Origin of the sequence: Neorhizobium phenanthreniclasticum (assembly GCF_040066075.1) — a bacterium.
Lineage (GTDB): Bacteria > Pseudomonadota > Alphaproteobacteria > Rhizobiales > Rhizobiaceae > Neorhizobium > Neorhizobium petrolearium.
On record NZ_JBEAAL010000004.1, the window covers coordinates 29,699 to 54,388 of the forward strand.

Below are 24,690 nucleotides of genomic sequence, written 5' to 3' on the forward strand. Positions count from 1 at the left end.
GCTTTTCCGATCGAAATGCCAGCCGGCAATCAACGATTGCGATATCGCTCTATCGCGGATGGAGTGCCGTTCCAGCTTTAGATCAGATGCCGATCGATGTGTTTGTGAGGCCGATCTTCGGAGGGGCGAAAGTGATGACGGATAGGGAAGCGGCGCCGGCGGCGGATGGCGCCGCTTCCCGACCGACCTAGCTCTGGATGAACGCGAGCAGGTCGGCGTTAATGATCTCGGCATGCGTTGTGCACATGCCATGCGGCAGGCCCGGATAGACCTTGAGAGTGGAATTCTTCAGGAGCTTTGCCGAAAGTGGCGCAGAGTCTGCGATCGGTACGATCTGATCGTCGTCGCCATGCATGACAAATGTCGGCACCGTGATCATCTTCAGGTCTTCGGTGAAATCGGTTTCAGAAAACGCCTTGATACCGAGATATTGCGCGTTCGCGCCGCCCATCATCGACTGGCGCCACCAATTCTGGACGACAGTGTCGACCGTCTTGGCGCCCTCCCGATTGAAACCATAGAAGGGGCCGCTTGCGAGATCGTAATAGAACTGCGCCCGGTGCGCGGCAAGCTGGGCGCGCAAGCCATCTAAGACTTCAAGCGGCAGGCCGCTGGGATTGTCGTTCGTCTTGACCATGATCGGCGGCACGGCACCAATCAGCACCAACTTGGCCACGCGCCCGTTCGGCTGCCCGTGCCTGGCAACATAATGTGTCGCCTCGCCGCCGCCAGTCGAGTGCCCGATATGGATGGCGTTGCGGAGGTCGAGATGCTTGGCGACTGCGGCGAAATCAGCAGCATAATGATCCATATCGTGACCGTCGCTGACCTGGCTCGAACGTCCGTGTCCACGACGGTCATGGGCGATCACCCGATATCCCTTGCCAAGGAAGAAGAGCATCTGTGCATCCCAGTCGTCGGCTGAGAGCGGCCAGCCGTGATGGAAGACGAGCGGCTGGGCATTTTTCGGACCCCAGTCCTTGTAGAAAATCTCAACGCCGTCGGAGGTGGTTACATGGTTCATCTCACGGCTTTCCTTACTGGCCTGGCTGCCTTTGGTGGTGGTGGTTTTGGCTGCAGCGCCGGTGGGCATGGCCGCCAGTACCGAGGCGGAAAGGCCGGCAATCAGCACACTGCGGCGAAGTGGCAGCGATTCTGCAAAAAGATGTTCTTTTGCGTTGGAAGGATCTGGGAAAGAATTTCCGATCATGGCTATCTCCTTGTTCGAGGCATTGCTCGCAGACGTTTTATGCGAGGACGAAAACCCATGACCTTGCGGGATTGCTGTTCGTGTCGCGAGATTGCTGTTCTTTTGATCGGCCAGGCTAATCTGGGAACTGTCCGCTCGACGAATCGCAGGAACTGGGTGTTGCGAGCCCCCCGCAACCAGTTCCGGCATAACGCACTCGCTGCAATCCTTAGAGGATGCGAGAGGCGAGCACCGCGTAGCGCTGGCCGTCCGCTCCGATCTTTCCATTGAGGTACAGACAACAGCCGACGGTGCCACATGGCTCGATCGCCAGCTTGTCGCTCGCGATCCGATCGATTTCGGCGTGGGCTTCGGGTTGGAAGTGAGCCAAGCGATGGAAGCCAGAACCGAACATCTGGTCGAAGAAGGCCTGGCACGGCGCGAGGGCAAGCGGGTCGTCTTCGCCCGCAACCTGCTTGGTACGCTCAGGCAATGTGAACTCGACGCGCTCGGCGAAAAGCTCTCCAATGAAATGAACATGCCGTACCGCCAATCCGCCGGCGGGGAGTATGTTGCCGGCACCTACAACCGGCGCTTCACCCTTGCATCCGGCCGCTTCGCGATGGTCGACGACGGCCTCGGCTTCAGCCTCGGGCCGTGGGCGCCTTCCGTCGAGAAGCACATCGGCCAGCCCATATCCGGTGTGGCTCGCGCCGATGGCGGTGTTGACTGGAGCTTTGGACGAAAGCGCGGGTTTGGCTGTGAATGAAATGTTCCAGCCTTTCGCTTGATTCAAACCGGCGGAATCGTATATGACTATTGGTGGTCATATGGAGGATTGCCATGAAGGAAATCCAGCTCAAGGACGCGAAGGCTACGCTTTCCGCCGTGGTCGATCGAGCCGTGGCCGGCGAGCCGACCGTTATCACCCGTCATGGTCGCAAGGAAGCCGTGCTGGTTTCCTTCGAGGAGTGGGAACGAGTTTCCAAGGTGCCGGACTTTGCCGATCTGCTTTTAGCCTTTCCCGGTGAGCCGGAGGATATTCCCGGACGATCGGGGAAGCCCGCCCGCGCATTGCGCGAAAACGGTCTCTGATCTTGTATCTTCCGGACACCAATATTGTGTCGGCCGATGCGCCGACCAAGCGCCATGTCGGTGTCGAGGCGTTCGCGGCGTGGGTGCGTGCGAATAGTGACAGGCTGTATCTTTCGGCCATCACCATCGCCGAGATCGAGGCGGGCATTGCCCGCGCCGTCAGGATCGAGGCGACGACGAAGGCGACAAACCTGCGCCGCTGGCTTGCCGCCGTCGAACATTTCTATGCCGGTCGTATTCTACCGTTCGGCGTCGAGGAGGCCAGACATGCGGGCCTGATGCTCGATCGGGCGCGAGCTCATGATCCCGGTTTCGAGGACATCGCCATTGCCGCAACCGCCGCCGCGCATGGTCTCACGGTTCTGACGGCTAATGAGCGTCATTTCGAGCCACTGGGCGTGCCACTCGCCAATCCCCTGAAGCAATTGCCGACCATTCAGTAATGGCCCGTACCGGTATTGGTCGGTTCCGCAACCTGTAACTATTTTACGATGGCTTTCGCCGAGGCACGCTGGAAAGGAGTTCCACCTTGTCAGCTACACGCGTTCTCTGGGGCCAACCCGCCATCGTCCTCCTGATCGCCCGGTCCTTGAATCAGATCGAGAACGCCTACAGCGCGAACAATCCCATCTTCGAAAATTGCCATGCCAGGATGAGCTTTGCGACCAATGACGAGAGGATTGGAGACAGGGTGCCGTCCTCGTCGTGCAGGAAATCGAGGCGCCATCGTCGGCGGATCCACGGGTTCTGGAGAATGTCCAAGCCTTTCCGGCACCGCTGCCGAAGGGGTCTTGGAGCCTTTCGCGGCAAAGCGCTCCGGTCAGCTATATGCTTCATGACTGGAGAGCGCCCAGCCTCATGAAGGCAACGAAGTTGCCGACGACAGGCCGTTTAATGGCGCATTAACCATCGCTCGCTAACAGTTGATCTCGCGCGAAATGACCTCCGCGCCTAACCTCTATGGGGATCAACATGTATGTTGTATCGGTGCTCGATAACGGCGACCAACGGACATTCGTGTCCGAAAATCTGAAAATAATAGACCGTGTTGTCTATGCTACCATTTGCGGCGCTCAGAAGGAGTTCATGCTCTCGGAGATCGTCGATATTGTTCCCGTTGATGCAAAGCCTTCGAAAGAGTCTACCGCACGTCTGCGAGCTTCGCTGACCCAATAGCGCTTGCGGCCGAATTGCGCTCCCGCCAGACGCGGATTGCGCTTTGAGCCTCAACGCTTGACCTATCGCATCGCTTTCACACTCTCATCCCAATACGTCGCTGCCGCCGATCACACATGGGCGAGCAGCTTCGTGGGCTCGCCGGCAAAAGTCGGCGAGCTTTCCAGATGCGGCCCGGATCATTGAGCTACAGCATCGTTCAGCCATTTCCGGAGGAAACGGAAACTGTCCGATCGCAGCTTCGGTTCGGCGAACATGAATACATAATGCTCGCGCACCATGTGGTCCGCAAATAGCGCGACAAGCTGACCTTCCGCCAATTCCTGCCTGACCAGCCTTTGTCGAACGATCGCGATGCCGAGGCCCTCCACGGCTGCAGTCAATTCGAGGCCCGAGCTCTCCAGATCGATGAAACGGGCATTCGCGAATGTTCTCGCGACGCGTGGTCCCAGCCAGCGTTCCCAGTTGCGGGTGAATTCGGCGGAACGCAGCAGGACATGCCGTTCGAGATCGTCCGGTGTATCAAGGGGCGGCGCGCGCCGAAGATAGCCAGGACTACAGACCGGAGTGAGATCCGCATCGGCCAGAACCTCACACACAAAACCTTTCCTGCCGACAGCCTCGCCTACATAAATCGTCCCGTCCGCTCCTTCGCTGTCATGCCCGCCTGTCACGAATTTCACGACAATGTCCGGGTGGCGCGCATAAAGCGTCCCCAGCACCGGCATAATGCATTTTTGCAAAAAGACGCGAGGGCTGCCGATGACGAGCGGTCGCCGGTTGACGCCAACGGATAGGTCGCTGGTAACGGCGCGTATCTCGCCGAGCGAAGCCTGGATTCTGCCCCAATAAACTTCGCCAACAGGGGTAAACGCAATCTTTCGGTTCGTTCGCTCGAAGAGATGGCAGCCGAGAAAAGCTTCCAGGTTTCGGATCTGGCGACTGACGGCGCCCGCCGTGAGGCAGAGTTCGCCCGCTGCCTTGGCAATACTCATATGCCGCCCCACCGCCTCGAATACCGGAAGCGAGGTCATTGGTGGCAGTCCTCTGCGCGATTTTTGCATCTGTTCTCCTCCCGTCTACTCTAGTGTTCAGTTGAGAAAAACTCAATCGATAGGAAAAAAATTCGATTTTTCCTGCAGCCGGCCCACGTTACCGTTCCCTCACGAAATGAATGGGAGGAGGACCATGAAAAGCCTGTCACTAGCATCTTTCGGCGTGGCGCTCGCAGCCGCGACATCGCTTGCGCCGTCTCCGGCTGCGGCCGAACAGTTGCGCGTGGGCCTTGCCGCACTCGCGACCTCTGTCGATCCGCATTTCCACCGAGCCGGCTACAATTTCGATCTTCGCGAGAACATCTCGGATGCACTCGTCTACGCCAATGGCGTCAACGGCAGCGTCGAGCCGCGTCTTGCGAAATCGTGGGAAATCCAGGGCGAGACCAAATGGGTCATCATGCTAGAGCCGGAGGCGAAATTCCAAGACGGAAATGCGCTCGGAGCCGATGACGTAATCTATTCGATCTGCCGGGTGCGCAATGTGCCGAATAGTCCCGGCCTCTTCAGCAGCTTCATCGCCACCATTGCCGATATCAAGGATGCCGGTGAGGGCAGGATCGAGATCGACACCAAGAAACCCGATCCGAACCTACTGCGCAGCTTGAGCAATATCGGCATCGTCCAGAATCCGACCGGCGCTACGCTGGCCTATGACGACAAGACCTGCGGCAACGATAATTGGCTAGAGACGGCCGACTTCAATAGCGGAAAGGTATTGCCTGGCATCGGCCACTACCGCGTCAAGAAGTTCGCGCCCGACGTTGAGATCGAACTGGAGCGCAACGATCGTTATTACGGCGCGCCACCCGCTTACGATTCGGTGCTGGTCAAATCGCTTCCGGACAACAGCGCCCGCATCGCCGCTCTGCTCGGCGGCTCGGTGGATGTCATCAACGCCGTCCCGATCAATAGTATCGACAGCATCCAGTCGTCTGGCAAGTATCATCTGTCGTCCATGCCTTCGACGCTTTTGATCTTCCTGTTGCCCGACCAGGGACAGGAAAAGACGCCGAAGGTTTCCGGTACGGATGGAAAGAACCCCTTCCTCGATCCGCGCGTGCGCAGGGCGCTCAACCTCGCCATCAACCGCGAGCAGATCGCCGAAACCGTGATGGGTGGCATGGCACAGCCGGCGAGCCAGATCATCGTCGAGGGCGTTTTCGGGCACAATCCGGACCTGCAGGCCTATCCCTATGACCCGCAGGAGGCCAGGCGACTGCTGGCCGAGGCCGGCTATCCGAACGGCTTTTCGTTGACGCTGAACGCGCCGAGCGACCGTTATGTCAACGGCGCTCAGGTCGCCCAGGCCGTAACTGCCATGCTCTCGCAGGTCGGGCTGAATGTAACGCTGGAGACCTTCCCTTTCAGCATCTACTTCACCAAGGCGAGCGCATACGAGTACAGCCTCTATCTGGCAGGTGCTGCAGCCGACACAGGCGAAGGCCTGAGCCAGATGATCAATCTTGCCGGCACCCGAAATCCCGACCGCGGTTGGGGTGGAGCGAACCGCGGACGATATTCCAGCGAGGTCACCGACAAGGCGCTTGAAGACGCACAATCGACGTTGGACGACACCAAGCGGGAGGAACTGATCCGTGCGGCGGTGGCTGAAGTCTACAAGGACGATGGCTATGTGCCACTCTACCACGAGTTCGGTGTCTGGGGCGTTCGCAATGGCGTGCACTACGACGCCAACGCCAACCTGACCAACATCTTCTACACCGCGCGTCCCGAATAAGACGATACCGGCAAGGCTGGTGGTCAAGCCGGCCTTGCTTTTGTTTTCATGAAAGTGCGAAACCGGATGGGTACAGAATTCAACGACGCGCTCACGTCACAATACGATTACCGAGGACTGCGGGACGCTTTTACGCCATCGGCCATGTACCAAGCCTTCCTGGACGTCGAGAAGGCCGTGGCGACCGCTCAAGGAGAGCTCGGCATGATCCCCAACGCCTCAGCGGAGGCGATCGCGGAACATTGCCGTTACGAGTATTTGGACATGAGCCGCCTGGACACATCGTACCGGACAACCCGACACCCTCTCATGCCGGTGATCAACGAACTCGTCCGGCTCTGCGGCCCACAGCACGGCGGATATGTCCACTGGGGTATCACCACGCAGAACGTCATCCAGACCGGATTGCTGCTGCTCGCCAAGCGCGCTCAGGTGGTGCTGGACGAACTGCTCGCGGACATCCTGCGTCATCTCGGCCGTCATGCCCGCACACATGCCAACACCATCATGGCCGGACGCACACATTATCGCCACGCTGTGCCGATCACCTTCGGCTTCAAGGTGGCGGTCTGGATCGAAGAATTCCTTCAGGCGATGGACCGGCTCAAAGAGACCGAGAAGCGTGCCTTCGTGGTCATGAGCGGTGGTGCCGTCGGCTGCTTTTCGGCTCTCGGCAAACAAGGCCCCGCATTTCAATCACGGGTGGCCGCACTTCTCTGCATGGGCGATATGGCCATTCCCTCGCGGGCGATCCGCACCCACATGTGCGAATATGTCAATGCGTTGAGCCTGACGGCGTCCATCTGCCACAAGATCGCCGAGGAGGTCTATCAGAGCTCGTCGGAGGAATATGGGGAATTGCACGAGGGCCGCATCGAGGGCACCATCGGCTCCTCCACCATGCCGCAGAAGATCAATCCTATTCTGTGCTACGGCATCATCGCCAACAGCAACAAGCTTTATTCCTTGGCCGGGATGCTGATGGCGACCGCTCACCGGCCATTCGAGTCGGACGGTAGCGCCAACCAGATGTTCGAGGATGGACTGGCGGAAGTCATCGGTGCCATCTCCGAAATCCTCGTGCGGACCGAACTTCTGGTGCGCGACCTCTATGTCGATACGGAGCGGATGCGGACCAATCTGGATCTGTCGCAGGGGGCCATCTTCGGCGAATTTGCCATGATGCGGCTCGGTGAGACGCTCGGCAAACACAAGGGGCACGAACTGGTCCATGACGCTGCCATGGCGGCGGCAGGCGGCAAAGCTCCTTTCCTGGAGGAATTGTCGTTGCTGCCGGGCGGCCCGGCGCTTCGGGCAGAGATCGAGAATCGGCTTGAAACCGGAAATACGAGCGGCATATGCGCTGAATACGCGGTGCATTTTGGATCGCTGGTTCAGGATATCGGAGCCGGATCGTTTCCGACCGTCGAGCAGCGCAACATCAACGCCTACCTGAAGGTTGACCGCTGATGCTGTCCTTCGTGCTGCAGCGCCTGCTGCAAAGCGTCATCGTCGTGTTCGTGCTGTCGATCGTGCTGTTCGTCGGGGTCTGGCTGATCGGCAACCCGGCGGATATCCTGATCTCGTCGGAAGCTTCGGAGGCTGACCGGCTTGCCGCCATCGCCGCGCTCGGCCTCGACAAGCCGCTTTGGCACCAATACCTGGTCTTCCTTGGCAATGCGGCACAGGGGGATTGGGGGGCCTCTTTCGTCTACAAGGAGCCGGTCGTCAGTATCCTTCTGCAGCGGCTGCCCGCCAGCCTGGAGCTCGGCTTGGTGGCCTTCCTCATCGCCGTTGGCATTTCCATTCCGGCGGGCCTCTATGCCGGTTTGAATCCGGAATCGCTGCTCGGTCGAGGCATCATGGCCTTCTCGCTGATCGGAGTGAGCATCCCGACGTTCTGGCAGGGCATGCTGCTCATCGTCGCATTCGGCATCGCCCTGCCGATCTTGCCGGTCGGCGACCGGGGCCAATTGGCAACGCATTTCGGCATCACCTCAAGCCTCTGGACGCTCGACGGCTGGTCGCACGTCATCATGCCGGCCTTCAGCCTGGCGCTGCTCAAGATGTCGCTGCTGATGCGCGTGACGCGTGCAGCGACCATGGAAATCTCACGCCTCGACTTCGTCAAATTCGCTTATGCCAAGGGCGTGAAAAGCCGCAAGGTGATCGTCGGCCACATCCTGCGCAATGCGCTGGTTCCGCTCGTCACCGTCACCGGGATCGAACTGGGCAATCTTCTCGCCTATGGCGTGATCACCGAGACCGTTTTCTCCTGGCCGGGGCTTGGCAAGCTTCTGATCAACTCGATCAAGGTACTGGACAGGCCGTTGATCGTGGCGCAGCTCACCTATACGGCGCTCCTGTTCATCGCCATCAATTTCATCGTCGACATTTTACACACGGTCATCGATCCGCGCGTCAAATCTGTTCTGAGGCGGCGCACCGCATGAGCACGGCTGGCCTTAAGGATTTTACCGGGCGTTTTGCCGAAAGCCACTCCGCCGTGGTCAGTCTCGCGGTGAGCATCACATTCGTCGCCTGCGCCATCTTTGCGCCACTGCTGGCACCGACGGACCCATACGACCTGACGCAGTTGCAGCTCTCGGACGCGTTGAAGCCCACGGGCTCCAAGCGCATGCTGCCGGGAGAGGAAAGCAGGGCGAATATGCGGATCGATGGCGGCTCTTCATCGGTCGAGCCCGTTTCGCCGGCCAAGACCCGCCTTGCCTTTTTGACCGAGCCCTGCGCACCGAATTGTCTGAGCGTCATTGTTCAGCCGGAGGATGTCCGGCTCGCAAGTTTGCAGATCCGCAACCTGCCGGCAGGCGTGACTGTCGAAGGTGCCAAGAAACACCCGATCCAGCCTTGGTGGACCGTTGACACCCCACAGGGCAGCAAGGTCAGGATCATCTCGAGCGCCCCATTGCCTGCGAGCTTCACTTTTTTGGCTATTGCGAAGTCCATGGAGCAGGAGACGGACTTCATATTTCGTCTCGGCACCGATGGTTTTGGGCGCGACATGCTCTCGGCCATCCTCTACGGCATCCGGATCAGTGTTTTCGTCGGGTTGGTAGCGGCCGGCGTCGCCATGGTGTTCGGCACTGGGCTCGGGCTTCTCTCGGCCTGGCGTGGCGGCGTCACAGACGCGATCGTCATGCGCGCTGTCGATTTTATGCTCGGCCTTCCGGCGCTCCTGGTCGGGCTGGCGATCCTCGCTGTCCTCGGCAACGGCGTCAGCAAAGTCGTGCTTGCCATCGTCATCGTGCAATGGTCCTATTATGCTCGAACCGCCCGCTCTTTCGCCCTTAGTGAACTCGGCAAGGAATATGTCGAGGCGGCGCAGTGCCTGCGGCTGTCGCCGGCGCGCATCATGCTGCGCCATGTGCTGCCAAACTGTATGCCACAGATCATCGTGCTCTTCACGCTCAACATCGCCGCGGCGATCTCGCTCGAATCCTCGTTGAGCTTCCTCGGCGTAGGCCTGCCGCTCACCAGGCCTTCTCTCGGCATGCTGATCGCCAGCGGCTACGAATTCATCTTTTCCCACAAGTATTGGATCAGCATCTATCCGGGTGTGGTGCTGCTGGTGATGATCGTTGCCATGAACTTGCTCGGCGACCGGTTGCGCGATCTCAATAATCCGCGGCTTGATCGCTAGGAGAACCCGCGCGAATGAGTGAACCCTTTTTCCAAGTCGACGGCCTCAACACCTGGTTCTTCACCCGCCAGGGCATGGTCAAATCCGTGCGCGATATTTCCTTTGATCTTACTCGTGGCGAGGTGCTTGGCATCGTCGGAGAATCCGGCTCGGGCAAATCGGTTACCGGCATGTCGATCATGGGCCAGGTCGACGAGCCGGGCCGCATCGTTTCCGGCTCGATCACCCTTAATGGCGAGGAACTGACGACCCTCGATTTCGAGGAGATGCGCCGCTATCGCGGCCGGAGGATCGCCATGATCTTCCAGAACCCGTTGATGACGCTCAACCCTTTGATGCGGGTGCGCGACCAGATGTACGAGGCAATCGGCGCGCATGAGGATGGTTCTCGCCGGAACATGCATGATCGTTGCATCGAGGCGCTGAAGGCCGTCGGCATTCCGTCGCCGGAGGAGCGCTTGAATGCCTATCCGCACGAAATGTCGGGCGGTATGCGCCAGCGTGTCGTCATTGCTATCGCGCTTCTTCTCGGGCCGGATCTGATTATCGCCGACGAGCCGACGACGGCGCTCGATGTGACGATCCAGGCGCAGATCATCTATCAGATCCGCCGGCAGATCGACGAGCGCGGCCTCGGCATGATTTGGATCACCCACGATCTGTCGACGCTTTCGGAACTCGCCGACCGGATCATGGTCATGTATGCGGGGGCGATGATGGAGATCGGCACGACGCAGGAGATCATCGGTTCCGCCCGTCATCCCTATACGCGCAAGCTTCTTGATTCCGTTCCTTCGCGCAACACGCCGGGAGAGAAGCTGAAGCAGATTCCCGGCAACATGCCCTCGCTGCTTGCGCTCGGAAAAGGCTGTCCCTTCACCAGCCGCTGCGAACGGGCGACGGAAATCTGCGGCGAGCCGGTACCGGCGACCCAACTGTCCGGCACGCACCGCATCTGGTGCTACCATCCATTCGAGGACTGACCACTTGAACGAGATGATCTTCGAGGCAAAGGGCCTTTCGCGCAGCTTCTCCGTCGCAGGCAGCCCAATTCGTGAATTTGCCAATCATTTTCTCCGTGATCGGCAGCCAACGGTGCTGCGGGCCGTCGACAACGTCTCGCTGACCCTGCGCGAAGGCGAGACGCTCGGCGTGGTCGGTGAGTCCGGCTGCGGGAAATCGACGTTGGCGCGGATGATCGCCGGTATTCTGCCGGCCTCTTCCGGCGAGCGGTGCTTCCGTGGCGAAGCCTATGACAGCTTCTTGGCCCGCAAACGCGACGCGCTGAAGATCCAGATGGTCTTCCAGGACCCGCTTTCCTCCCTCAATCCGCGCCTGAGGGTAGGGGAGATCGTCGGCGAGGCAGCGGTGTTGCACAGACTAGTGCCGCGTTCGAAGGCAAAAGACTATGTCGTGGACATTCTCGCCCGCGTCGGCCTGCCTGCCGACAGCATCAATCGCTATCCGCACCAGTTTTCCGGCGGCCAGCGCCAGCGCGTCGGCATCGCCCGGGCGCTTGCGGTCAAGCCCCACATGCTGATCTGCGACGAAGCGGTTGCGGCTCTCGACGTCTCGGTGCAGGCGCAGATCATCAACCTGTTGATGGACATCAAGCGTGACAGCGGCCTTGCGATGATCTTCATCAGCCATGATCTCGGCGTCATCCGCCATCTCTGCGACCGGGTTGCGGTGATGTATCTCGGCCGCATCGTGGAGCTCGCCGAAACGAAGCAGCTCTTCGCCTCGCCGACGCATCCCTATACGCGTATGCTGCTCGACGGCATGCCCAAGATTTCGCTGCAACGCCGCCGGTTCATGCCGATCCAGGGCGAAATACCTTCACCGCTCCATCCACCCTTCGGCTGCCATTTTCATCCACGCTGTCCGATCGCCACCGAACACTGCAGTCGCGTCCGGCCCGAGCTGCGACAGATCGTGCCGGGCCACGTTCACGCATGCCTGAACATCGAGTGTTGCTCAGCCTCAGGCGAGATCTAGCTGCAGCCGCCCAGGCGTTTGAGCCAACGGCGATTCCATCGCGTTGCGCAAACTGCGTGGAGGGCATGCCCAGTGGGCAACGCGAATATAGCCTTTTAAATCCTTCAGATCTTTCCGAAACTTCACGGTGTCGCGGGAGATGCGGTGGAAATGGCGATCGCACCGCGCTCCTGCCCGAGGCGGCTGACTTCGACTATGGGCGGTATTCGCTTGCGGAGGCCGGCACCTTTTCGATGCAGGCCTGAAGCAGCTCGTCGGTCGAGCATCATATCGGGCGGGGCGTCGCCAATAGTGCCCGAGCGGGAAACGAGGGCCAGAACATGGCCCTCGAAACTTCGGGTGCGGATGTCTTCACGCGACAAGATTCAAGGACGGGCGAGATCCCAGACGCCAAGAACGCCGTCGCCGGTGACATCGCCCTGCTTCATATCCTTGACCCAGTAATAAAGCGGCATGCCATCCTTCGCCCACTGCTTCTTGCCGTCCTTCCGGGTGACGATCGAATAGCCGTGACCAGCCTTGGCGCTCGCCTCAGCAAACAATGGCGGCCAATTCTTCTCGCAATCGCCATAGCAATTGGAGACATCCTTCTTGTCGTTCCTGAAGGTGTAAAGGCTCTTGCCCTTCTCGCCGGCAAGGACTTTGCCCTTGGCGGTATCGACACTGGTGACCGACGGGGCAGCCAGGGCGGCCGTGGCGGCGAATGCGGCGACGGCAAACGCCGACAGGAATTTCATGGACTTCATCGTGTGTCTCCTAAGGTTCTGACATGCGTTCTTGCGATGCCGACCATAAGACACATGACGCGGCGATTTTATTCCCTCGTACGGTCGATAATTGTAGTAAAAACAAAAGGATGAGCCATTCGCCGCATGCAGGTAGACCCCGGGCGAAACTATCTCGCCCGGGGTTGGTCTTGTATTGAAAGCGGCCAGCAGACGATCAAGCCTCGCCCAGAACCTGCTTGCGAATCTCGTCGGCAACGGGGTGCAAGGCCTCCGAAGGAAGAGAGCCAACGAGACTATAGCCCATCCCATTCGACGCCCAGCTCCAGCCGTCAACCTTGCCTTGAGAGTGCGGCGTCATCGTTCGCGTCTGATCCACCACCATAGGCCTCGTCAACATGACAAGGCGCGTGCCATGATCGTTGTCATACATCAGCATCAGGCCGGCACCGTGAGGCGTGGAGACGACGCGGCCGCCCATCAGCCGGTATCCGGATTTGGATAAGTCCGGCAGGACAGGCTTCTGTCCCATCCGCTCGGTCGCCCAATCGACCAGCTCGACCATGTTTTCGGCCCGTAGCTCGACCGGCCTGATCCTGTCGGCTGCATAGGTGGCGAAACTGTCAGAGGCTTCCCGGGCAAGGGCGACCACACCTTCGGTGGGATGGGTCATCATACCGTGCATGTACCAGCCACCGGAGCCGCCTGCGAACAGGAGCACGATGGCCGCTGCCGCAAGCCTCAGGGCGGAGACACGGTTCTGTCGTTGCGCGGCGATCATATGATTGAGATTGAGACTGATGGGGATTGGCTCTTCGGTGACAGGATCGAATACGGAGCGTAAAGTGGTGCGCTGGGCAGAATAGGAGGCAAAACGGTTGGCGACATCCGGGTGCCTTTCGAGATAGATCGCGACCTCGGCACTGCGGGCATCGTCGAGCCGACCGTCTACATAGGCGTGAAGGTCATCTTCTGTGATTGGCCTGTCAGTCATTTCACTCTCCGCAGATGCGAACCTGGTCTAGCGACGCTCGCAGGATCCTCCAAGATCTGCCGCAGGCGCTCGCGTCCTCGCGACAGCCGAGACATGACGGTCCCGATGGGGATCGCCAGCACTTCGGCGACCTGGGCATAGGACAGGTCCTCGACCGAGACCAGCAGAAGTACGCTGCGCTGTTCTTCCGGCAATCGCTGAACCGCCGCCATGACGTCCGCCTTCGTAAGTCCGTCTTCTTGCGTCGGGTTGTGCGCTATAAAACCCTCGCCAATGTCGTCGATCCTGACATGCTCTCCGCGCCTGGAGGCCTGTCTGAGGCGATTGACCGCAAGATTGTGCAGGATCGCGAACACCCAGGTGCGGGCATCATCGTTTCGGCGCCGGTGCCAATGAGAAATCACCCGTTCAAGGCAGTCCTGTACGAGATCGTCAGCTGCAACCGCGTCGTGGATGAGACCGCGGGCATAGCGCCGCAGCGCCGGGATCATCGGTTCGACTTGAGAGAGGAGATCATCCATAACGCACCTGTTGCCGGTGGATGGCCCGCCTCGAACGGGCGGGCCACTATACTTACTCCGCCTGGACCTGCACAACCTCGCCGGGCTTGCCATCGGCCGAGGTCGCGACGACGAGATATCGCTTCTCGTCCTTGTGCCTGGCCTCGACGATCTGTCGGATCGGACCGACCGCGTTGACGATGGCCGAACCGGCAGGATTGGTCATGAACGTCGCCAATCCCTGGAGTTGACCGCTGCCATCGGGCTTGTCGGAAAGAGCAAGGACGTAGGGTTTCTTGGGATCAAGGCCGGCGACGGCAGCCTGCAGCACCTGCGTCAGCCCCTGATTGAACAGGGTAACGCTCGTCGACTGCTTTTTGTCTTTGTCTCCCGTGGCTGCAAGCTTCAGGTGAGCGGCGTCTCCGGCAGCGCCGAGCGGCACGAGGTTTTGCATTCCGTCGCCTTCGGGAACAGCATTCGGGACATAGGCGACCGCCTGCGGCGCCTGACCGATCGGAATATTGGCGATGACCTTGCTCTTCAGCGTGTCGATGACGGCGAACTGATCGGCGTTTTCGAGGCCGACATAGACGCGCGTGCCATCGCCCGACGGCCAGATGCCGTGCGGCAGATTGCCGACCGGGATCGTCGCGACCTGCTCGAAATTGTCCGTGCGGAACACTTTCACTTCGTTCAAGCCACCGACGGTTACATACGCAAAGCTGCCGTTCTTGTTGATAACGAGGTTGACGTGGTTGGTAATCGGTCCGGTATCGATGGTCTTGACAAGATCGAAGGGGGCCTCGGCATTGAAGACCTGTGTCTTGCCGATATCCTTCAGCGTGAACCAGACCTGCTTGCCGTCGGCCGAGGCGGCAATGTTGGGGCAAAAGGGGCTTTCCTGCTTCACGTGGCCGACGATCTTGTGGTCGGCGACAGTGACGACTGCGACGTCCGGATTGAAGGACGAGCAGATGTAGCCGTATTTGCCATCCGGCGAGAAGATCTGCATGCCGGGGCCTGGAGCAACCTTGATGCGGGTCTTTTCTTCGAACGTGTTCGCGTCGATGACAGAAATATAATCCTCGCCCCGCACCGTGACCCAAACCTCCTTGCCATCGGGCGTGTAGAAGGCCTCGTGCGGCGAGCGACCAACATAGGTCGTGTGCTTGACGGCGTTGGTCGCGGTATCGATGAAGGTGACCGAGTTGGAACCGATCGAGACGACGGCAAGCGTCTTGTGATCGGGCGAGAAGCCCATGCCGTGGACGAGGACCTGCCCCTTGTAGAGCGGGCTCAGGTTGCCGGGCTGCGGATCGCCGAGCTTGATGACGCCGAGCAGCTTGTTGTCGACCGGATCGGATACCGAAACCGTGTTGGAGAATTGCTCCGCGGCATAGATGCGATCCTTGTGGCTGATCGGAATGTCCGGATCGGAGGCGAGGCCGGGCGCCTGACCGGCAAAGGCTGCCATGGGTAGAAGCATGGTGCTTGCAAGCAAAGCAAAGATCTTCAGGTTGGTTCTCATATCTCGGTCCTTTTCAGTTGGCCGGTTTCATCATCATCTGGATGGTCGGGGCCCTTGATGATGTCTCTTCTTCGGAACTTTGTGTTGTCTTTGCCCCACCTGATTTGACCTGCGTCGGTACGGCATCGGATGCAGGCAACGGATCGCCAACTGCAATACGCATGGCGGCGATTTCCTGCTGCTGATCGACGATGATTTCCTGCGCGAGGCGCTTTAGCTGCTCGTTATTGCCGTAGCGCAGATACGCGACGGCCATGTCGATAGCGCCCTGGTGATGGGGGATCATCATCTCGACGAAGTCGCGATCCACATCGCCGGTCGGCTTGACTGCCATATCGTTCATCATTTTCACCATCGCGGCGTCGTTTTCCTGCAGGAACGGACTTTCGTCCGCCGTTCCAGCCGCGGCTTCGTGGTGATGAGCCGGCGCATCATGGGCAAAGGCCGATACGGAAATGACGGCGAGGAGGGATGTCGTCGCAAGAACGCGGGTGCTGCAAAAGCAGTGAGTCATTGTTGTCTCCTGATCCTTCTCGAAGAGTTCAGGAGGGTAGACATCGTGCTTTTCAGATTATTCCCACCGACGGGATCTTTTTCATGGGTTCGTTTCGACGGTAGCAGCCATGGCGCATCTTTGCTCCCACGCATATGCATTGGTGAAACCGGTTTTCTCTTGGACTTGCGGTCGGTCAGCCGTGACCCCGATGGCCCGAGATGTCGGAGGCCAAGCAATCTGATCGCGCCGCGTGCAGAGGTCATGATCAAGGCGCGGCGAAACAGGCCGGCGCGGCGATCGGTTGTTCCTGCCTGCTGCCGTTATTCCGTTAACTCTTCCACCTTGTGCGCGAGGTCGGCGATATAAGCTGCCGTCGACAGATCGGAACCGGTCGCATCCATCAGCAGCTGGCTCGGGCTCTTTGAACGGCCGAACTGATGGACGTTGTCGTTCAGCCATGTCTTCAGCGGCAGGTAGTCGCCCGCTTCGAGCCCGAGTTCCACCGCGGTCTCTTTGCGGGCGGCTGCGAAGAACTGCGAGGACATGATGTTGCCGATCGTGTAGGTCGGGAATGACCCGACCATGCCAGCCGACCAGTGCACATCCTGCAAGACGCCGAGTGTATCGCTCGGCACATCAAGGCCGAGATAGACCTTGATCCTCTCGCGCCATATGGACGGCAGGTCGGCGACGCGGATCTCGCCCGTCATCAATCCCGCCTCGATTTCCGAGCGCAGCATGATGTGGAAATCGTAGGTCAGTTCGTCCGCCTCGACGCGAATGAAACCGGGACGCGCCGCGTTGACGGCGCGCCAGAAGTCTTCGGCCGAGACATCCGAAAGCTGGTCGGGGAAGGTCTTCCTGAGGTCGGCAAAGTTCAGTTCCCAGAAGCGCCGCGAGCGGCCGATGCGGTTTTCCCAAAGGCGCGACTGGGATTCGTGCGTGCCGAAACTCGCCCCGCCGACGGCATAGAGATTGACGAAATCGGTGGCGAAGACCGAACGCGAGAACTCTTCGGGAATGCCCTGTTCATACATGCCGTGGCCGGCCTCGTGCCAGACGGCGAAGAGCCCGCCCGGCAACCAGGTTTCGCGAAAACGGCCGGTGATGCGCACGTCGGAGCGGGTGAAGGAGATTTCGAAAGGATGGACGGTGTCGTCGAGGCGGCCGCGGTTGAAATCATAACCAAAGCGGGAGGAGATCAAGCTCGAAAAGGCCCGCTGCCTGTCGACCGGATATGCTCGGTCGAGGATTTCGGCACGGACATTCGCTTCTTTCACCTCGGCGAGCAGGGGCAGAAGGGCTTCGCGCAATTCTCCGTAAAGACCACGCAGGCGATTCCAAGTCATGCCCGGCTCGTAGGTCGCGACCAGCGCGTCATAGGGATGATCGTCATAGCCGATCGCCGAGGCGATTTCGCGCTGCATATCCATCGTGCGTTCAAGCATCGGGGCGAAGGCCGCGAAGTCGTTGGCGGCTCGCGCCTTGCTCCAGGCCGCCTGGGAGACGGTCTTGAGTTCCGCCGCGGCGCCGACGAGCGATGCCGGGATGCGGGAAAGCGTGCCGATTGCATCGGCCGCCTGTTCGACGGCAAGAAGGCGGATATCACCGGGAGCGACGCCGGAAAGCTCTGCGCGGGCCTCCTCGATTGCTCGCTGCAAACCGTCGCCGGTCGCGATATCCCGGGCGAGGCCGATCAGGGTCGCGATCTGCTTGCCACGCGCATCGACGCCGCCCGGCGGCATCATCACCCGCGAATCCCAGGTCAGCAGGTTCACTGCGCAAAGGATGTCGTTGAACTTGGCGACCTCGCTTTTGAAGGCTGCGTAGCTCATGGAAGCAATAGTCCTGTTGGATCGTTTGCGTTTGGCGCCGGCGTGCCGAAATCGGTCAGATGGCAGGCGGCGAACTGACCGCGGCCGCGGGGCGAAAGAAGCGGCCGCTCGGTGCGGCAGCGGTCGAAGACATTCGGACAGCGGCCTGCGAAGGGACAGCCGGGCGGCAGGTTGAGCGGGCTCGGCAGTTCGCCGCGCAACGCGACCTTGCGATTGCGCTGGCCCGGGTCGAGCTCGGGCGCGGCTTCGAGCAGCGCCTTGGAATAGGGGTGGCGCGGCGCGGTGAACAGGCCTTCCGAGGTGTTCACCTCCATCACCTGGCCGAGATACATGACCGCCACCCGGTGCGAGATATGCCGCACGAGGCGCAGGTCATGAGCGACGAAGACAACAGTGAGATGGAGCCTTGACTGGAGCTGCAGCAGCAGATTGATCACCTGCGCCTGTACCGAGACGTCGAGCGCTGAGACGAGTTCGTCGGCGACGATCACATCGGGTTCCACAGCGAGCGCCCGGGCAATGCCGATGCGCTGCCGCTGGCCGCCGGAGAATTCATGCGGGTAGCGCGCCGCCGCATCCTGCGGCAGGCGGACGAGGTCCAGCAGTTCGGCGATGCGGCCGGGTATCTCCGGTTTCGACCGCATCCGGTGGACGAAAAGCGCTTCACCCAGGATCTGCGATACGGTCATGCGCGGGTTGAGCGAGCCGTAGGGATCCTGAAAGATCATCTGCACCCTTCTGTTGAAGGCGCGCCGTGCGTCGCCACGCAGGAGCGCGATGTCCTTGCCCTCGAAGCGCACCGCCCCGGCATCGGCCTCGTGCAGGCGCACCAGGCAGCGCGCAAGAGTGGATTTGCCGCAGCCGGATTCGCCGACGATGCCGAGCGTCTCGCCGCGATGGACTTCGAGCGTCACGTTGTTCAGTGCGTGCACGATGAGTGGCGGTTCGCCTTTCAGGCGCCGCATCAGCGAATAAGGGCCGCGAAACCGTTTCGAGACGCCGTCGATCGAAAGAATGGGAAGGGTCGCGTTCACAGGATCGCCTCCGCCGCCGCCACTCGCTCGTGGTGGAAACAGGCGACCGTGCGGGTTGGCGAGGTCACAGCCTCCAGCACCGGGCGTTCCTTGAGACACATATCCGTAGCGAAGCTGCAGCGCGGATGAAAGGCGCAGCCGGTCGGCAGGTTGGTGAGGCTCGGCGGCGTGCCCTCGATCGATTGCAGCATGGTGCGCGAAGTGCCGGATCGGGGCACGGAGCCTAGCAATCCGCGCGTATAGGAATGACGCGGCCGAGCGAAAACCTCCGCAACCGTGCCCGTCTCGACGATGCGGCCGGCATACATGACCGCCATCCGGTCGCAGGTCGCGGCAACCACGCCGAGATCGTGGGTGACGAGCACGACGCTCATCGCCATCCGGTCGCGCAGATCGAGCAGCAGTTTGAGGATCTGGTCCTGGATCGTCACGTCGAGCGCCGTCGTCGGTTCGTCGGCGAGCAGAAGCTTCGGCGAACAGGCGAGCGCAATCGCAATCATCACGCGCTGCCGCATGCCTCCAGAGAACTGGTGCGGATATTCGTCGAGACGCCGTTCGGCGGCGGGAATGCCGACGATGTTCATCAGCTCCAGTGCTCGCGACCGCCGCTGTCTGGCGGTGAGCGTCGTATGGGCGATCAGATTCTCTTCGATCTGCATGCCGACCGGCAGGACCGGATTGAGCGCCGTCATCGGTTCCTGGAAGATCATCGCGATCTCGCTGCCACGGATCCTGCGGAGTTCCTCTGCCGACATGGCAACGAGATCGCGGCCGCGCCAGTCGACATGGCCGGTCGTGCGTCCCGGCTTGCGGATCAACCCCATGATGGAACGCAGCGTGACGCTCTTGCCCGAACCGGATTCGCCGACAAGCCCGACGATCTCGCCCGGTGCCACATCGAAATCGACATCGGCCGCGGCGATCGCCAGCCCGCGCGGCGTATCGAACGTCGTGGTCAGGCCGCGCACGACGAGCCCGGCATTCTCGTTTCCGCCGGTGTTTCCGTTCGGCCCCATGTTTGCGGACATCGCCATCACCGCCGCACCCTCAGAAGGTCTGCGACCCCGTCGCCGGCGAGGCTGAAGCCGAGACCGGTCAGGACGATTGCCACGCCCGGGAAGACTGAAATCCACCAGGCCGTATTCATGAAATTCTTGCCGTCGGCGATCTGCACGCCCCATTCGGCGGCTGGCGGCTGAGCGCCGAGGCCGAGATAACCAAGGCTGGAGCCGAGCAAGATCGCCAGCGCCATGTCAGTCATCCAGTAGACGATCGCTGGCGTAATCGCGTTGGGCAGCAGATGCCGGAAGATGATGCGCAGCGGCGTGTAGCCCATCACCCGGCCGGCATCGGCATAATCGAGCCGTTTCTGAACCTTGATCTCGGCCGCCACCAACCGGGCATAGAAGACCCAGCCAACGACGCCGACGGCGACATACATGTTACCAAGGCCGGGCCCGAGTACGGAGACGATGGCAATGACCAGGACCAGGAAAGGGAAAGTGATCGTCGCATCGACGATGCGTCCGAAGATCGCCTCCGAGATGCCACCGGCATAACCGACGAAAGCGCCGACGATCGTGCCGAAAATGAAAGGCCCGATGGTTGCGAAGATCGCGATCTGCATGTCGATCGTATAGGCATGGATAACGCGCGAGAACACGTCACGGCCGAAATTGTCTGTGCCGAAGGGATGCGCCCAGCTCGGCGGCGCGAGCAATGCGCTGTAGTCGAACGCGGTCGGATCATAAGGTGCCAGAAGAGAAGGCCAAAGCGCCAGGACAAGGCTGAGGCCGAGAATGACGCCGCCCGATACAAGCGATCGCGGCAGCACCTTCAGGCGAAAGGCGGATCTTGCCGCAGCCCAGGCGGCGCTCATCGGGCAATCCTTGGATCTAGCCAGGCCTGAACTATATCGGTGATCAGAAAGGTCAGCGAGACGAGAACGGCGAGCGCGATCGTCAGCCCCTGCAGTACCGGATAATCGCGGCCGTAAATGCTGTCGATCAGCAGGCGGCCGGCGCCGGGCACGGCGAAGACCGTTTCGGTGATGACTGCGCCGCCGAGCAGCGTGCCGATTTGCAGGCCGAAGAGGGTGACGGTGGAGATCAGTGCGTTGCGTAGGATATGCCGGAAGAGGATGACCCGCGAGCGCAGGCCTTTGGCCGTAGCGAAATCGACATATTCGGCATTCATCACCTCGATGATCGAGGCGCGCAGGTTGCGCATCAGCACTGCGGCGAAGCTCAGCGCCAGCGTCAATGCCGGTAGGAAGAGATGGTAGAGCCGGTCGCCCAGCGTGTCGCCATAGCCGCCGACCGGGAAGAGTTTCAGCTGGGCCGCAAAAACGGTGAGAAGGACGATGCCGACATAGAAGACCGGCATGGAGAGCCCCATCTGGAACGCACCGCGGATGATGCTGTCCGGCAGCCGCTCCCGTTTCGACGCCGCTACGAAGGCGAGCGGCACGGCAAGAACAAGCGCGATCAGAGCCGACATGCCCGTCAGCATCAATGTCACCGGCAGGCGCTGCAGGATCAGTGACGAAACCGATACCTTGAGGCCGATCGAATTGCCAAGATCGCCGGTGACGACGCGCCTCACGAAATAGAAGAATTGCACGACGACGGGTTGGTCGAGGCCGAGCTGGCGGTTGATCCGCTCCACGTCTGCGTCCCGGGCGCGGTCGCCGAGCATGGCGCTGGCGGGATCACCGGGAAGAAGACGCACGAGGATGAAGGTGACGATGAGGATGAAGATCACCGTCGGTATCATCTGGAGCAGGCGGCGAATAACGAAACTGAAAAGTGGCAAAAGCCTCTCCCGGACTTTCTATCGGAAAAAGGCCGCAGGCCTCGAAAGCGAGGCCTGCGAAGCAGGCTCGGAATTATTTCTCTTTCCAGGTCTTGGCGAAGATGTTGTTGCCAAGCGGAATCTGCAGGAAGCCGTGAACCTTCTTGCTGAGCGCCACCGGATAGGGCGTCTCGTAGAGCGGCACGGTCGGACCTTCCGCGTTGTAGATCTCCTGCATCCGGGCGTATTGCTCGGCCCGCTTCTTCGGATCCATCTCCTTCTGCGAGGCTTCGAAGAGCTGGTCCGCCTCGTCGCTCTTCCATCCGGTATGCAGAGCGTCGATAGTCTTCGAATAGACGAAGTAGGAGGTGATCTCGTTCGGATCGGCGATGTCGTCGGTCCAGGCGGCATTGCGCATCACGAAGGTGCCGTCGCGATACTGCTGTGTGCGGGTCGGGTTGTCGACCTGCTGCAATTCCAGCTTGATGCCGATCTGCGCCCACATCTGCTGCAGCGCTGTCGAGGCGGCGATCTCGTCCTGGTTGCCGGCGAGCACGAGGATGCTGGTCGAGAAGCCTTCCTCGAAGCCGGCCTCCTTCATGAGGACCTTCGCCTTGTCAAGGTCGTAAGGATAAAGCGGCTTGTCGCCGACATGCAGCGGCGTCGCGGTGGACATATAGGAGGTCTGCGGTTTGCCGACGCCGTGGGTGACGATCTGGATGATCGCTTCCTTGTTGACGGCAAAATTCATCGCCTGGCGCACTTTCGGGTTGGACAATGGATTGTCCTTGCCGCCGAGCTGCGGGCGTACATTGAGCGTGATGTAGGCGACGCGTGTGGAGGGGAAGAGCTCCATGTCGAGGTTGCCCGAGGACTTCAACTCGTTGACGCGGGAGTAGGGGATGAATTCGGCGCCGTCGATCTCGCCGGACGTAAGTTTCAGAATGCGCGTGGCGTCATCCGGGATCAGCTCGAAGTTGATGCCGTCGAGATAGGGCAGCGGCTGGCCGTCCTCGCCTTTGGCCCAGTAATATTCGTTGCGGACGAGCTTCATGCTGGAGCCGCGATCCCAGGATTTCAGCACGAACGGGCCGGAACCGATCGGATGCTCGGCGAAGGCCTTGGCCTTTTCCTCGTCGGTTGCGCCCGGCGAAGCCTCGAACTGCTTCTGCGGCAGGATCGCGGTATTGAAGACGGTCAGTGCGGCCAGGATGGCTGGGTCCGGATGTTTGAGCTTGATGAGGATGGACTTATCGCCTTCGATCGTCACATCGTCGATGGACTCGATCATGAAGCCCCATATGCCGTTATCCTTCTTGGCGGCACGCTTCAGCGACCATGCGACATCGGCAGGCGTGATGGGCGAGCCGTCGGAAAACCTGACGCCGTCGCGCAAGGTCAGCGTGAGGTTCATGCCGTCGTCTGCGAGCTTGTATTCGCTGGCGAGCCCCGGCTGGACTCCTTTGCCATCGTCCGTCGGCAGAAGCAGAGTGTCGTAAAGGTTGGAGAGAATCCAGATGTCGACATTGGCGTCGTTCAGGACCGGGTCGAGAAAAAGGCTGTCGGCGTAGCGGCCGTAGGTCAGCGTGCCGCCCCGTTCCAAGGCGAATGCCGAGATGCTGGTTCCCAAAAGAAATGCAGCGGTAAACACCGCCCTAGCGATTGTTTTCATGGCCATTCCCCTGGTTATTTTACGAAAACTGTTCTTGTTGGTAATAACGATTTCATGCGCTGGAAACGCTGTCAACTGAATTTCCGCGCCGAACGTTGGATAGTTCTTGACCACGCCTTCTGTGGAGCGATAATCGTTATATTCAACTATAACGGACAATGACGAACAGCTTCATGGAATTTTTCATCGACCGAGAGCTGCCGGTGCCGCTGCGCACGCAGCTTCAGGGGCTTATCGAATACGGCATCACCTACGGGGAACTGGCACCTGGGGAAGCCTTGCCTTCGGTGCGGGAGCTTGCCGAGAAGATCGGTGTTGCGCCGATGACGGTAAGCCAGGTCTATGCCGATCTGAAAGCTGCAGGCCTCATCGATACGAGGCCGGGCGCCGGCACTTTTGTCAGCGACAGCCAGCAGGCGCGGGTGGCTGGCAGGACCGAGGCCAGCGGGTTACGCCGGCATATCGATCAGCTGATCGACGAAAGCCGGGCGCTCGGCATCCGGCCGACCGAACTCGTCTCGCTAGTCAGTGCCCGTGTCTTCTACCGCGACAGCGTCGGACCGCGCCTCAGGATTGTCATGATCGGTCTGTTTCAGGACGCGACTGCGAGCTATGCCCGTTTCATCGCCGCCCGGCTGGGGCGCGATGTCACCGTGGAGCCGGTGACGGTCGCGGCCCTGGAGCGGGATGCCAAGATCAAGGCGCTTGCCAATTCCGCCGACCTCGCCGTCACCATCGCCAACCGGCACCGAGACGTGGCGATGCTGGTGCCGAATACGAAGGTCGTGACGATCAGCTTCACGCCGTCGGAGGAGACGCGTCGGGCGCTCGCCTCGCTGGACTCGCTTGCCCGCATCGCCGTCATCTCGCGGTTCCCTGAATTCCTGCCGATCATGAAGAGCGGCGTGCAGCGCTTCGCGCCACATGTGGGGGAGGTTGCCGCCGGCGTGCTCGATACGCCGGGCCTCGATGCGGTGATCGCGAATGCCACCGTCGTCGTCTACGCCTCCGGGGCGGAAAGCATTCTCGCTGACGTTCCAGAAGGTGTGCCGGCGATCGAATATCGCCATGCGCCCGATACGGCCGATATCGAGCGGGTGATCGTGCCGATCATACGCGCTGCCGGCGTCTCGCCGCAGCCCGTGGACGACGCGAAACGAGCGCCGATCGATGTGCAAGGATAAGGAAGGCAGACGGA

22 protein-coding genes and 1 pseudogene are annotated in these 24,690 nt (G+C 60.5%); 10 read left to right on the plus strand and 13 right to left on the minus strand.

Annotated elements, in window-relative coordinates:
• Positions 1–187 precede the first annotated feature (187 nt).
• On the minus strand, positions 188–1,024 hold the full coding sequence (locus ABK249_RS08260) for an alpha/beta fold hydrolase (protein WP_348862622.1): 837 nt from the start codon (positions 1,022–1,024) through the stop codon (positions 188–190).
• A 385-nt stretch (positions 1,025–1,409) separates the two neighbouring features.
• On the opposite strand from ABK249_RS08260, the pseudogene ABK249_RS08265 reads away from it, so the two are divergent.
• The 3 genes and pseudogenes from ABK249_RS08265 to ABK249_RS08275 all read left to right on the plus strand — a co-directional run.
• Positions 1,410–1,958 (plus strand): annotated as a pseudogene (locus ABK249_RS08265) (DUF3363 domain-containing protein); the annotation flags it as partial.
• A gap of 74 nt (positions 1,959–2,032) precedes the next feature.
• A complete protein-coding gene (locus tag ABK249_RS08270) occupies positions 2,033–2,284 on the plus strand; it encodes a type II toxin-antitoxin system Phd/YefM family antitoxin (protein WP_037148358.1) in 252 nt (83 codons plus the stop codon).
• Positions 2,285–2,286: 2 nt separating this feature from the next.
• Positions 2,287–2,727 (plus strand): PIN domain-containing protein, encoded by a 441-nt coding sequence (locus ABK249_RS08275; RefSeq protein ID WP_348862566.1) that lies wholly within the window; start codon positions 2,287–2,289, stop codon positions 2,725–2,727.
• A gap of 912 nt (positions 2,728–3,639) precedes the next feature.
• On the opposite strand, the gene ABK249_RS08280 is transcribed toward ABK249_RS08275, so the two are convergent.
• Positions 3,640–4,494: a LysR substrate-binding domain-containing protein gene (locus tag ABK249_RS08280; RefSeq protein WP_037148352.1), complete on the minus strand. Its 855-nt coding sequence runs from the start codon at positions 4,492–4,494 to the stop codon at positions 3,640–3,642.
• A 154-nt stretch (positions 4,495–4,648) separates the two neighbouring features.
• Here ABK249_RS08280 and ABK249_RS08285 point away from each other — a divergent pair, with 154 nt between their 5' ends.
• The 6 genes from ABK249_RS08285 to ABK249_RS08310 all read left to right on the plus strand — a co-directional run bounded on the left by ABK249_RS08285 (position 4,649) and on the right by ABK249_RS08310 (position 11,915).
• Positions 4,649–6,256, plus strand: coding sequence for an ABC transporter substrate-binding protein (locus ABK249_RS08285; RefSeq protein ID WP_227703444.1), 1,608 nt, complete (start codon positions 4,649–4,651; stop codon positions 6,254–6,256).
• 66 nt (positions 6,257–6,322) lie between these two features.
• The gene (locus ABK249_RS08290; RefSeq protein WP_348862567.1) at positions 6,323–7,726 is read left to right on the plus strand and encodes a class-II fumarase/aspartase family protein; all 1,404 of its coding nucleotides are present in this window, start codon (positions 6,323–6,325) and stop codon (positions 7,724–7,726) included.
• On the plus strand, positions 7,726–8,709 hold the full coding sequence (locus ABK249_RS08295) for an ABC transporter permease (protein ID WP_227703442.1): 984 nt from the start codon (positions 7,726–7,728) through the stop codon (positions 8,707–8,709). The genes ABK249_RS08290 and ABK249_RS08295 overlap by 1 nt, the downstream gene beginning before the upstream one ends.
• Positions 8,706–9,917 (plus strand): ABC transporter permease, encoded by a 1,212-nt coding sequence (locus ABK249_RS08300; RefSeq protein ID WP_227703441.1) that lies wholly within the window; start codon positions 8,706–8,708, stop codon positions 9,915–9,917. Before ABK249_RS08295 ends, ABK249_RS08300 begins: the two co-directional genes overlap by 4 nt.
• Before the next feature lie 14 nt (positions 9,918–9,931).
• Positions 9,932–10,900, plus strand: a complete 969-nt coding sequence (locus tag ABK249_RS08305; protein ID WP_037148346.1) for an ABC transporter ATP-binding protein — start codon at positions 9,932–9,934, stop codon at positions 10,898–10,900.
• A 13-nt stretch (positions 10,901–10,913) separates the two neighbouring features.
• On the plus strand, positions 10,914–11,915 hold the full coding sequence (locus tag ABK249_RS08310; protein WP_227705164.1) for an ABC transporter ATP-binding protein: 1,002 nt from the start codon (positions 10,914–10,916) through the stop codon (positions 11,913–11,915).
• Positions 11,916–12,280: 365 nt separating this feature from the next.
• Here the strand turns inward: ABK249_RS08310 and ABK249_RS08315 are convergent, their stop codons facing one another.
• From ABK249_RS08315 to ABK249_RS08365, 11 genes are all read right to left on the minus strand, one after another.
• Complete coding sequence (locus ABK249_RS08315; protein WP_227703440.1) at positions 12,281–12,661, minus strand: COG4315 family predicted lipoprotein; 381 nt, start codon at positions 12,659–12,661, stop codon at positions 12,281–12,283.
• Between the two features lie 196 nt (positions 12,662–12,857).
• Positions 12,858–13,634 (minus strand): anti-sigma factor family protein, encoded by a 777-nt coding sequence (locus ABK249_RS08320; RefSeq protein ID WP_227703439.1) that lies wholly within the window; start codon positions 13,632–13,634, stop codon positions 12,858–12,860.
• Entirely contained in the window at positions 13,631–14,155 is a 525-nt protein-coding gene (locus ABK249_RS08325; RefSeq protein WP_227703438.1) for a sigma-70 family RNA polymerase sigma factor, read from the minus strand. The genes ABK249_RS08320 and ABK249_RS08325 overlap by 4 nt, the downstream gene beginning before the upstream one ends.
• A gap of 52 nt (positions 14,156–14,207) precedes the next feature.
• Complete coding sequence (locus tag ABK249_RS08330; RefSeq protein ID WP_227703437.1) at positions 14,208–15,662, minus strand: YncE family protein; 1,455 nt, start codon at positions 15,660–15,662, stop codon at positions 14,208–14,210.
• A gap of 13 nt (positions 15,663–15,675) precedes the next feature.
• The gene (locus tag ABK249_RS08335) at positions 15,676–16,176 is read right to left on the minus strand and encodes a DUF305 domain-containing protein (protein ID WP_227703436.1); all 501 of its coding nucleotides are present in this window, start codon (positions 16,174–16,176) and stop codon (positions 15,676–15,678) included.
• A gap of 302 nt (positions 16,177–16,478) precedes the next feature.
• On the minus strand, positions 16,479–17,993 hold the full coding sequence (locus tag ABK249_RS08340) for a gluzincin family metallopeptidase (RefSeq protein WP_348862568.1): 1,515 nt from the start codon (positions 17,991–17,993) through the stop codon (positions 16,479–16,481).
• Positions 17,990–19,027 carry an ABC transporter ATP-binding protein gene (locus ABK249_RS08345; RefSeq protein ID WP_227703434.1) on the minus strand — a complete coding sequence of 346 codons (1,038 nt, stop codon included), beginning with the start codon at positions 19,025–19,027 and terminating at the stop codon, positions 17,990–17,992. Before ABK249_RS08345 ends, ABK249_RS08340 begins: the two co-directional genes overlap by 4 nt.
• On the minus strand, positions 19,024–20,061 hold the full coding sequence (locus ABK249_RS08350) for an ABC transporter ATP-binding protein (RefSeq protein ID WP_227703433.1): 1,038 nt from the start codon (positions 20,059–20,061) through the stop codon (positions 19,024–19,026). Before ABK249_RS08350 ends, ABK249_RS08345 begins: the two co-directional genes overlap by 4 nt.
• Positions 20,061–20,906, minus strand: coding sequence for an ABC transporter permease (locus tag ABK249_RS08355; RefSeq protein WP_227703432.1), 846 nt, complete (start codon positions 20,904–20,906; stop codon positions 20,061–20,063). The genes ABK249_RS08350 and ABK249_RS08355 overlap by 1 nt, the downstream gene beginning before the upstream one ends.
• Positions 20,903–21,841 carry an ABC transporter permease gene (locus tag ABK249_RS08360; protein ID WP_227703431.1) on the minus strand — a complete coding sequence of 313 codons (939 nt, stop codon included), beginning with the start codon at positions 21,839–21,841 and terminating at the stop codon, positions 20,903–20,905. The genes ABK249_RS08355 and ABK249_RS08360 overlap by 4 nt, the downstream gene beginning before the upstream one ends.
• Positions 21,842–21,914: 73 nt before the next feature.
• Positions 21,915–23,492: an ABC transporter substrate-binding protein gene (locus tag ABK249_RS08365; protein WP_227703430.1), complete on the minus strand. Its 1,578-nt coding sequence runs from the start codon at positions 23,490–23,492 to the stop codon at positions 21,915–21,917.
• Positions 23,493–23,665: 173 nt separating this feature from the next.
• On the opposite strand from ABK249_RS08365, the gene ABK249_RS08370 reads away from it, so the two are divergent.
• Entirely contained in the window at positions 23,666–24,676 is a 1,011-nt protein-coding gene (locus ABK249_RS08370; RefSeq protein ID WP_161784748.1) for a GntR family transcriptional regulator, read from the plus strand.
• Positions 24,677–24,690 lie beyond the last annotated feature (14 nt).

Bases quoted from the DNA above. Each gene is read 5' to 3' on its own strand.
- ABK249_RS08260 (WP_348862622.1), bottom strand. From the start codon at position 1,024: ATGAACCATGTAACCACCTCCGACGGCGTTGAGATTTTCTACAAGGAC.
- ABK249_RS08270 (WP_037148358.1), top strand. From the start codon at position 2,033: ATGAAGGAAATCCAGCTCAAGGACGCGAAGGCTACGCTTTCCGCCGTG.
- ABK249_RS08280 (WP_037148352.1), bottom strand. From the start codon at position 4,494: ATGACCTCGCTTCCGGTATTCGAGGCGGTGGGGCGGCATATGAGTATT.
- ABK249_RS08285 (WP_227703444.1), top strand. From the start codon at position 4,649: ATGAAAAGCCTGTCACTAGCATCTTTCGGCGTGGCGCTCGCAGCCGCG.
- ABK249_RS08290 (WP_348862567.1), top strand. From the start codon at position 6,323: ATGGGTACAGAATTCAACGACGCGCTCACGTCACAATACGATTACCGA.
- ABK249_RS08295 (WP_227703442.1), top strand. From the start codon at position 7,726: ATGCTGTCCTTCGTGCTGCAGCGCCTGCTGCAAAGCGTCATCGTCGTG.
- ABK249_RS08300 (WP_227703441.1), top strand. From the start codon at position 8,706: ATGAGCACGGCTGGCCTTAAGGATTTTACCGGGCGTTTTGCCGAAAGC.
- ABK249_RS08305 (WP_037148346.1), top strand. From the start codon at position 9,932: ATGAGTGAACCCTTTTTCCAAGTCGACGGCCTCAACACCTGGTTCTTC.
- ABK249_RS08310 (WP_227705164.1), top strand. From the start codon at position 10,914: ATGATCTTCGAGGCAAAGGGCCTTTCGCGCAGCTTCTCCGTCGCAGGC.
- ABK249_RS08315 (WP_227703440.1), bottom strand. From the start codon at position 12,661: ATGAAGTCCATGAAATTCCTGTCGGCGTTTGCCGTCGCCGCATTCGCC.
- ABK249_RS08320 (WP_227703439.1), bottom strand. From the start codon at position 13,634: ATGACTGACAGGCCAATCACAGAAGATGACCTTCACGCCTATGTAGAC.
- ABK249_RS08325 (WP_227703438.1), bottom strand. From the start codon at position 14,155: ATGGATGATCTCCTCTCTCAAGTCGAACCGATGATCCCGGCGCTGCGG.
- ABK249_RS08330 (WP_227703437.1), bottom strand. From the start codon at position 15,662: ATGAGAACCAACCTGAAGATCTTTGCTTTGCTTGCAAGCACCATGCTT.
- ABK249_RS08335 (WP_227703436.1), bottom strand. From the start codon at position 16,176: ATGACTCACTGCTTTTGCAGCACCCGCGTTCTTGCGACGACATCCCTC.
- ABK249_RS08340 (WP_348862568.1), bottom strand. From the start codon at position 17,993: ATGAGCTACGCAGCCTTCAAAAGCGAGGTCGCCAAGTTCAACGACATC.
- ABK249_RS08350 (WP_227703433.1), bottom strand. From the start codon at position 20,061: ATGGCGATGTCCGCAAACATGGGGCCGAACGGAAACACCGGCGGAAAC.
- ABK249_RS08355 (WP_227703432.1), bottom strand. From the start codon at position 20,906: ATGAGCGCCGCCTGGGCTGCGGCAAGATCCGCCTTTCGCCTGAAGGTG.
- ABK249_RS08365 (WP_227703430.1), bottom strand. From the start codon at position 23,492: ATGAAAACAATCGCTAGGGCGGTGTTTACCGCTGCATTTCTTTTGGGA.
- ABK249_RS08370 (WP_161784748.1), top strand. From the start codon at position 23,666: ATGGAATTTTTCATCGACCGAGAGCTGCCGGTGCCGCTGCGCACGCAG.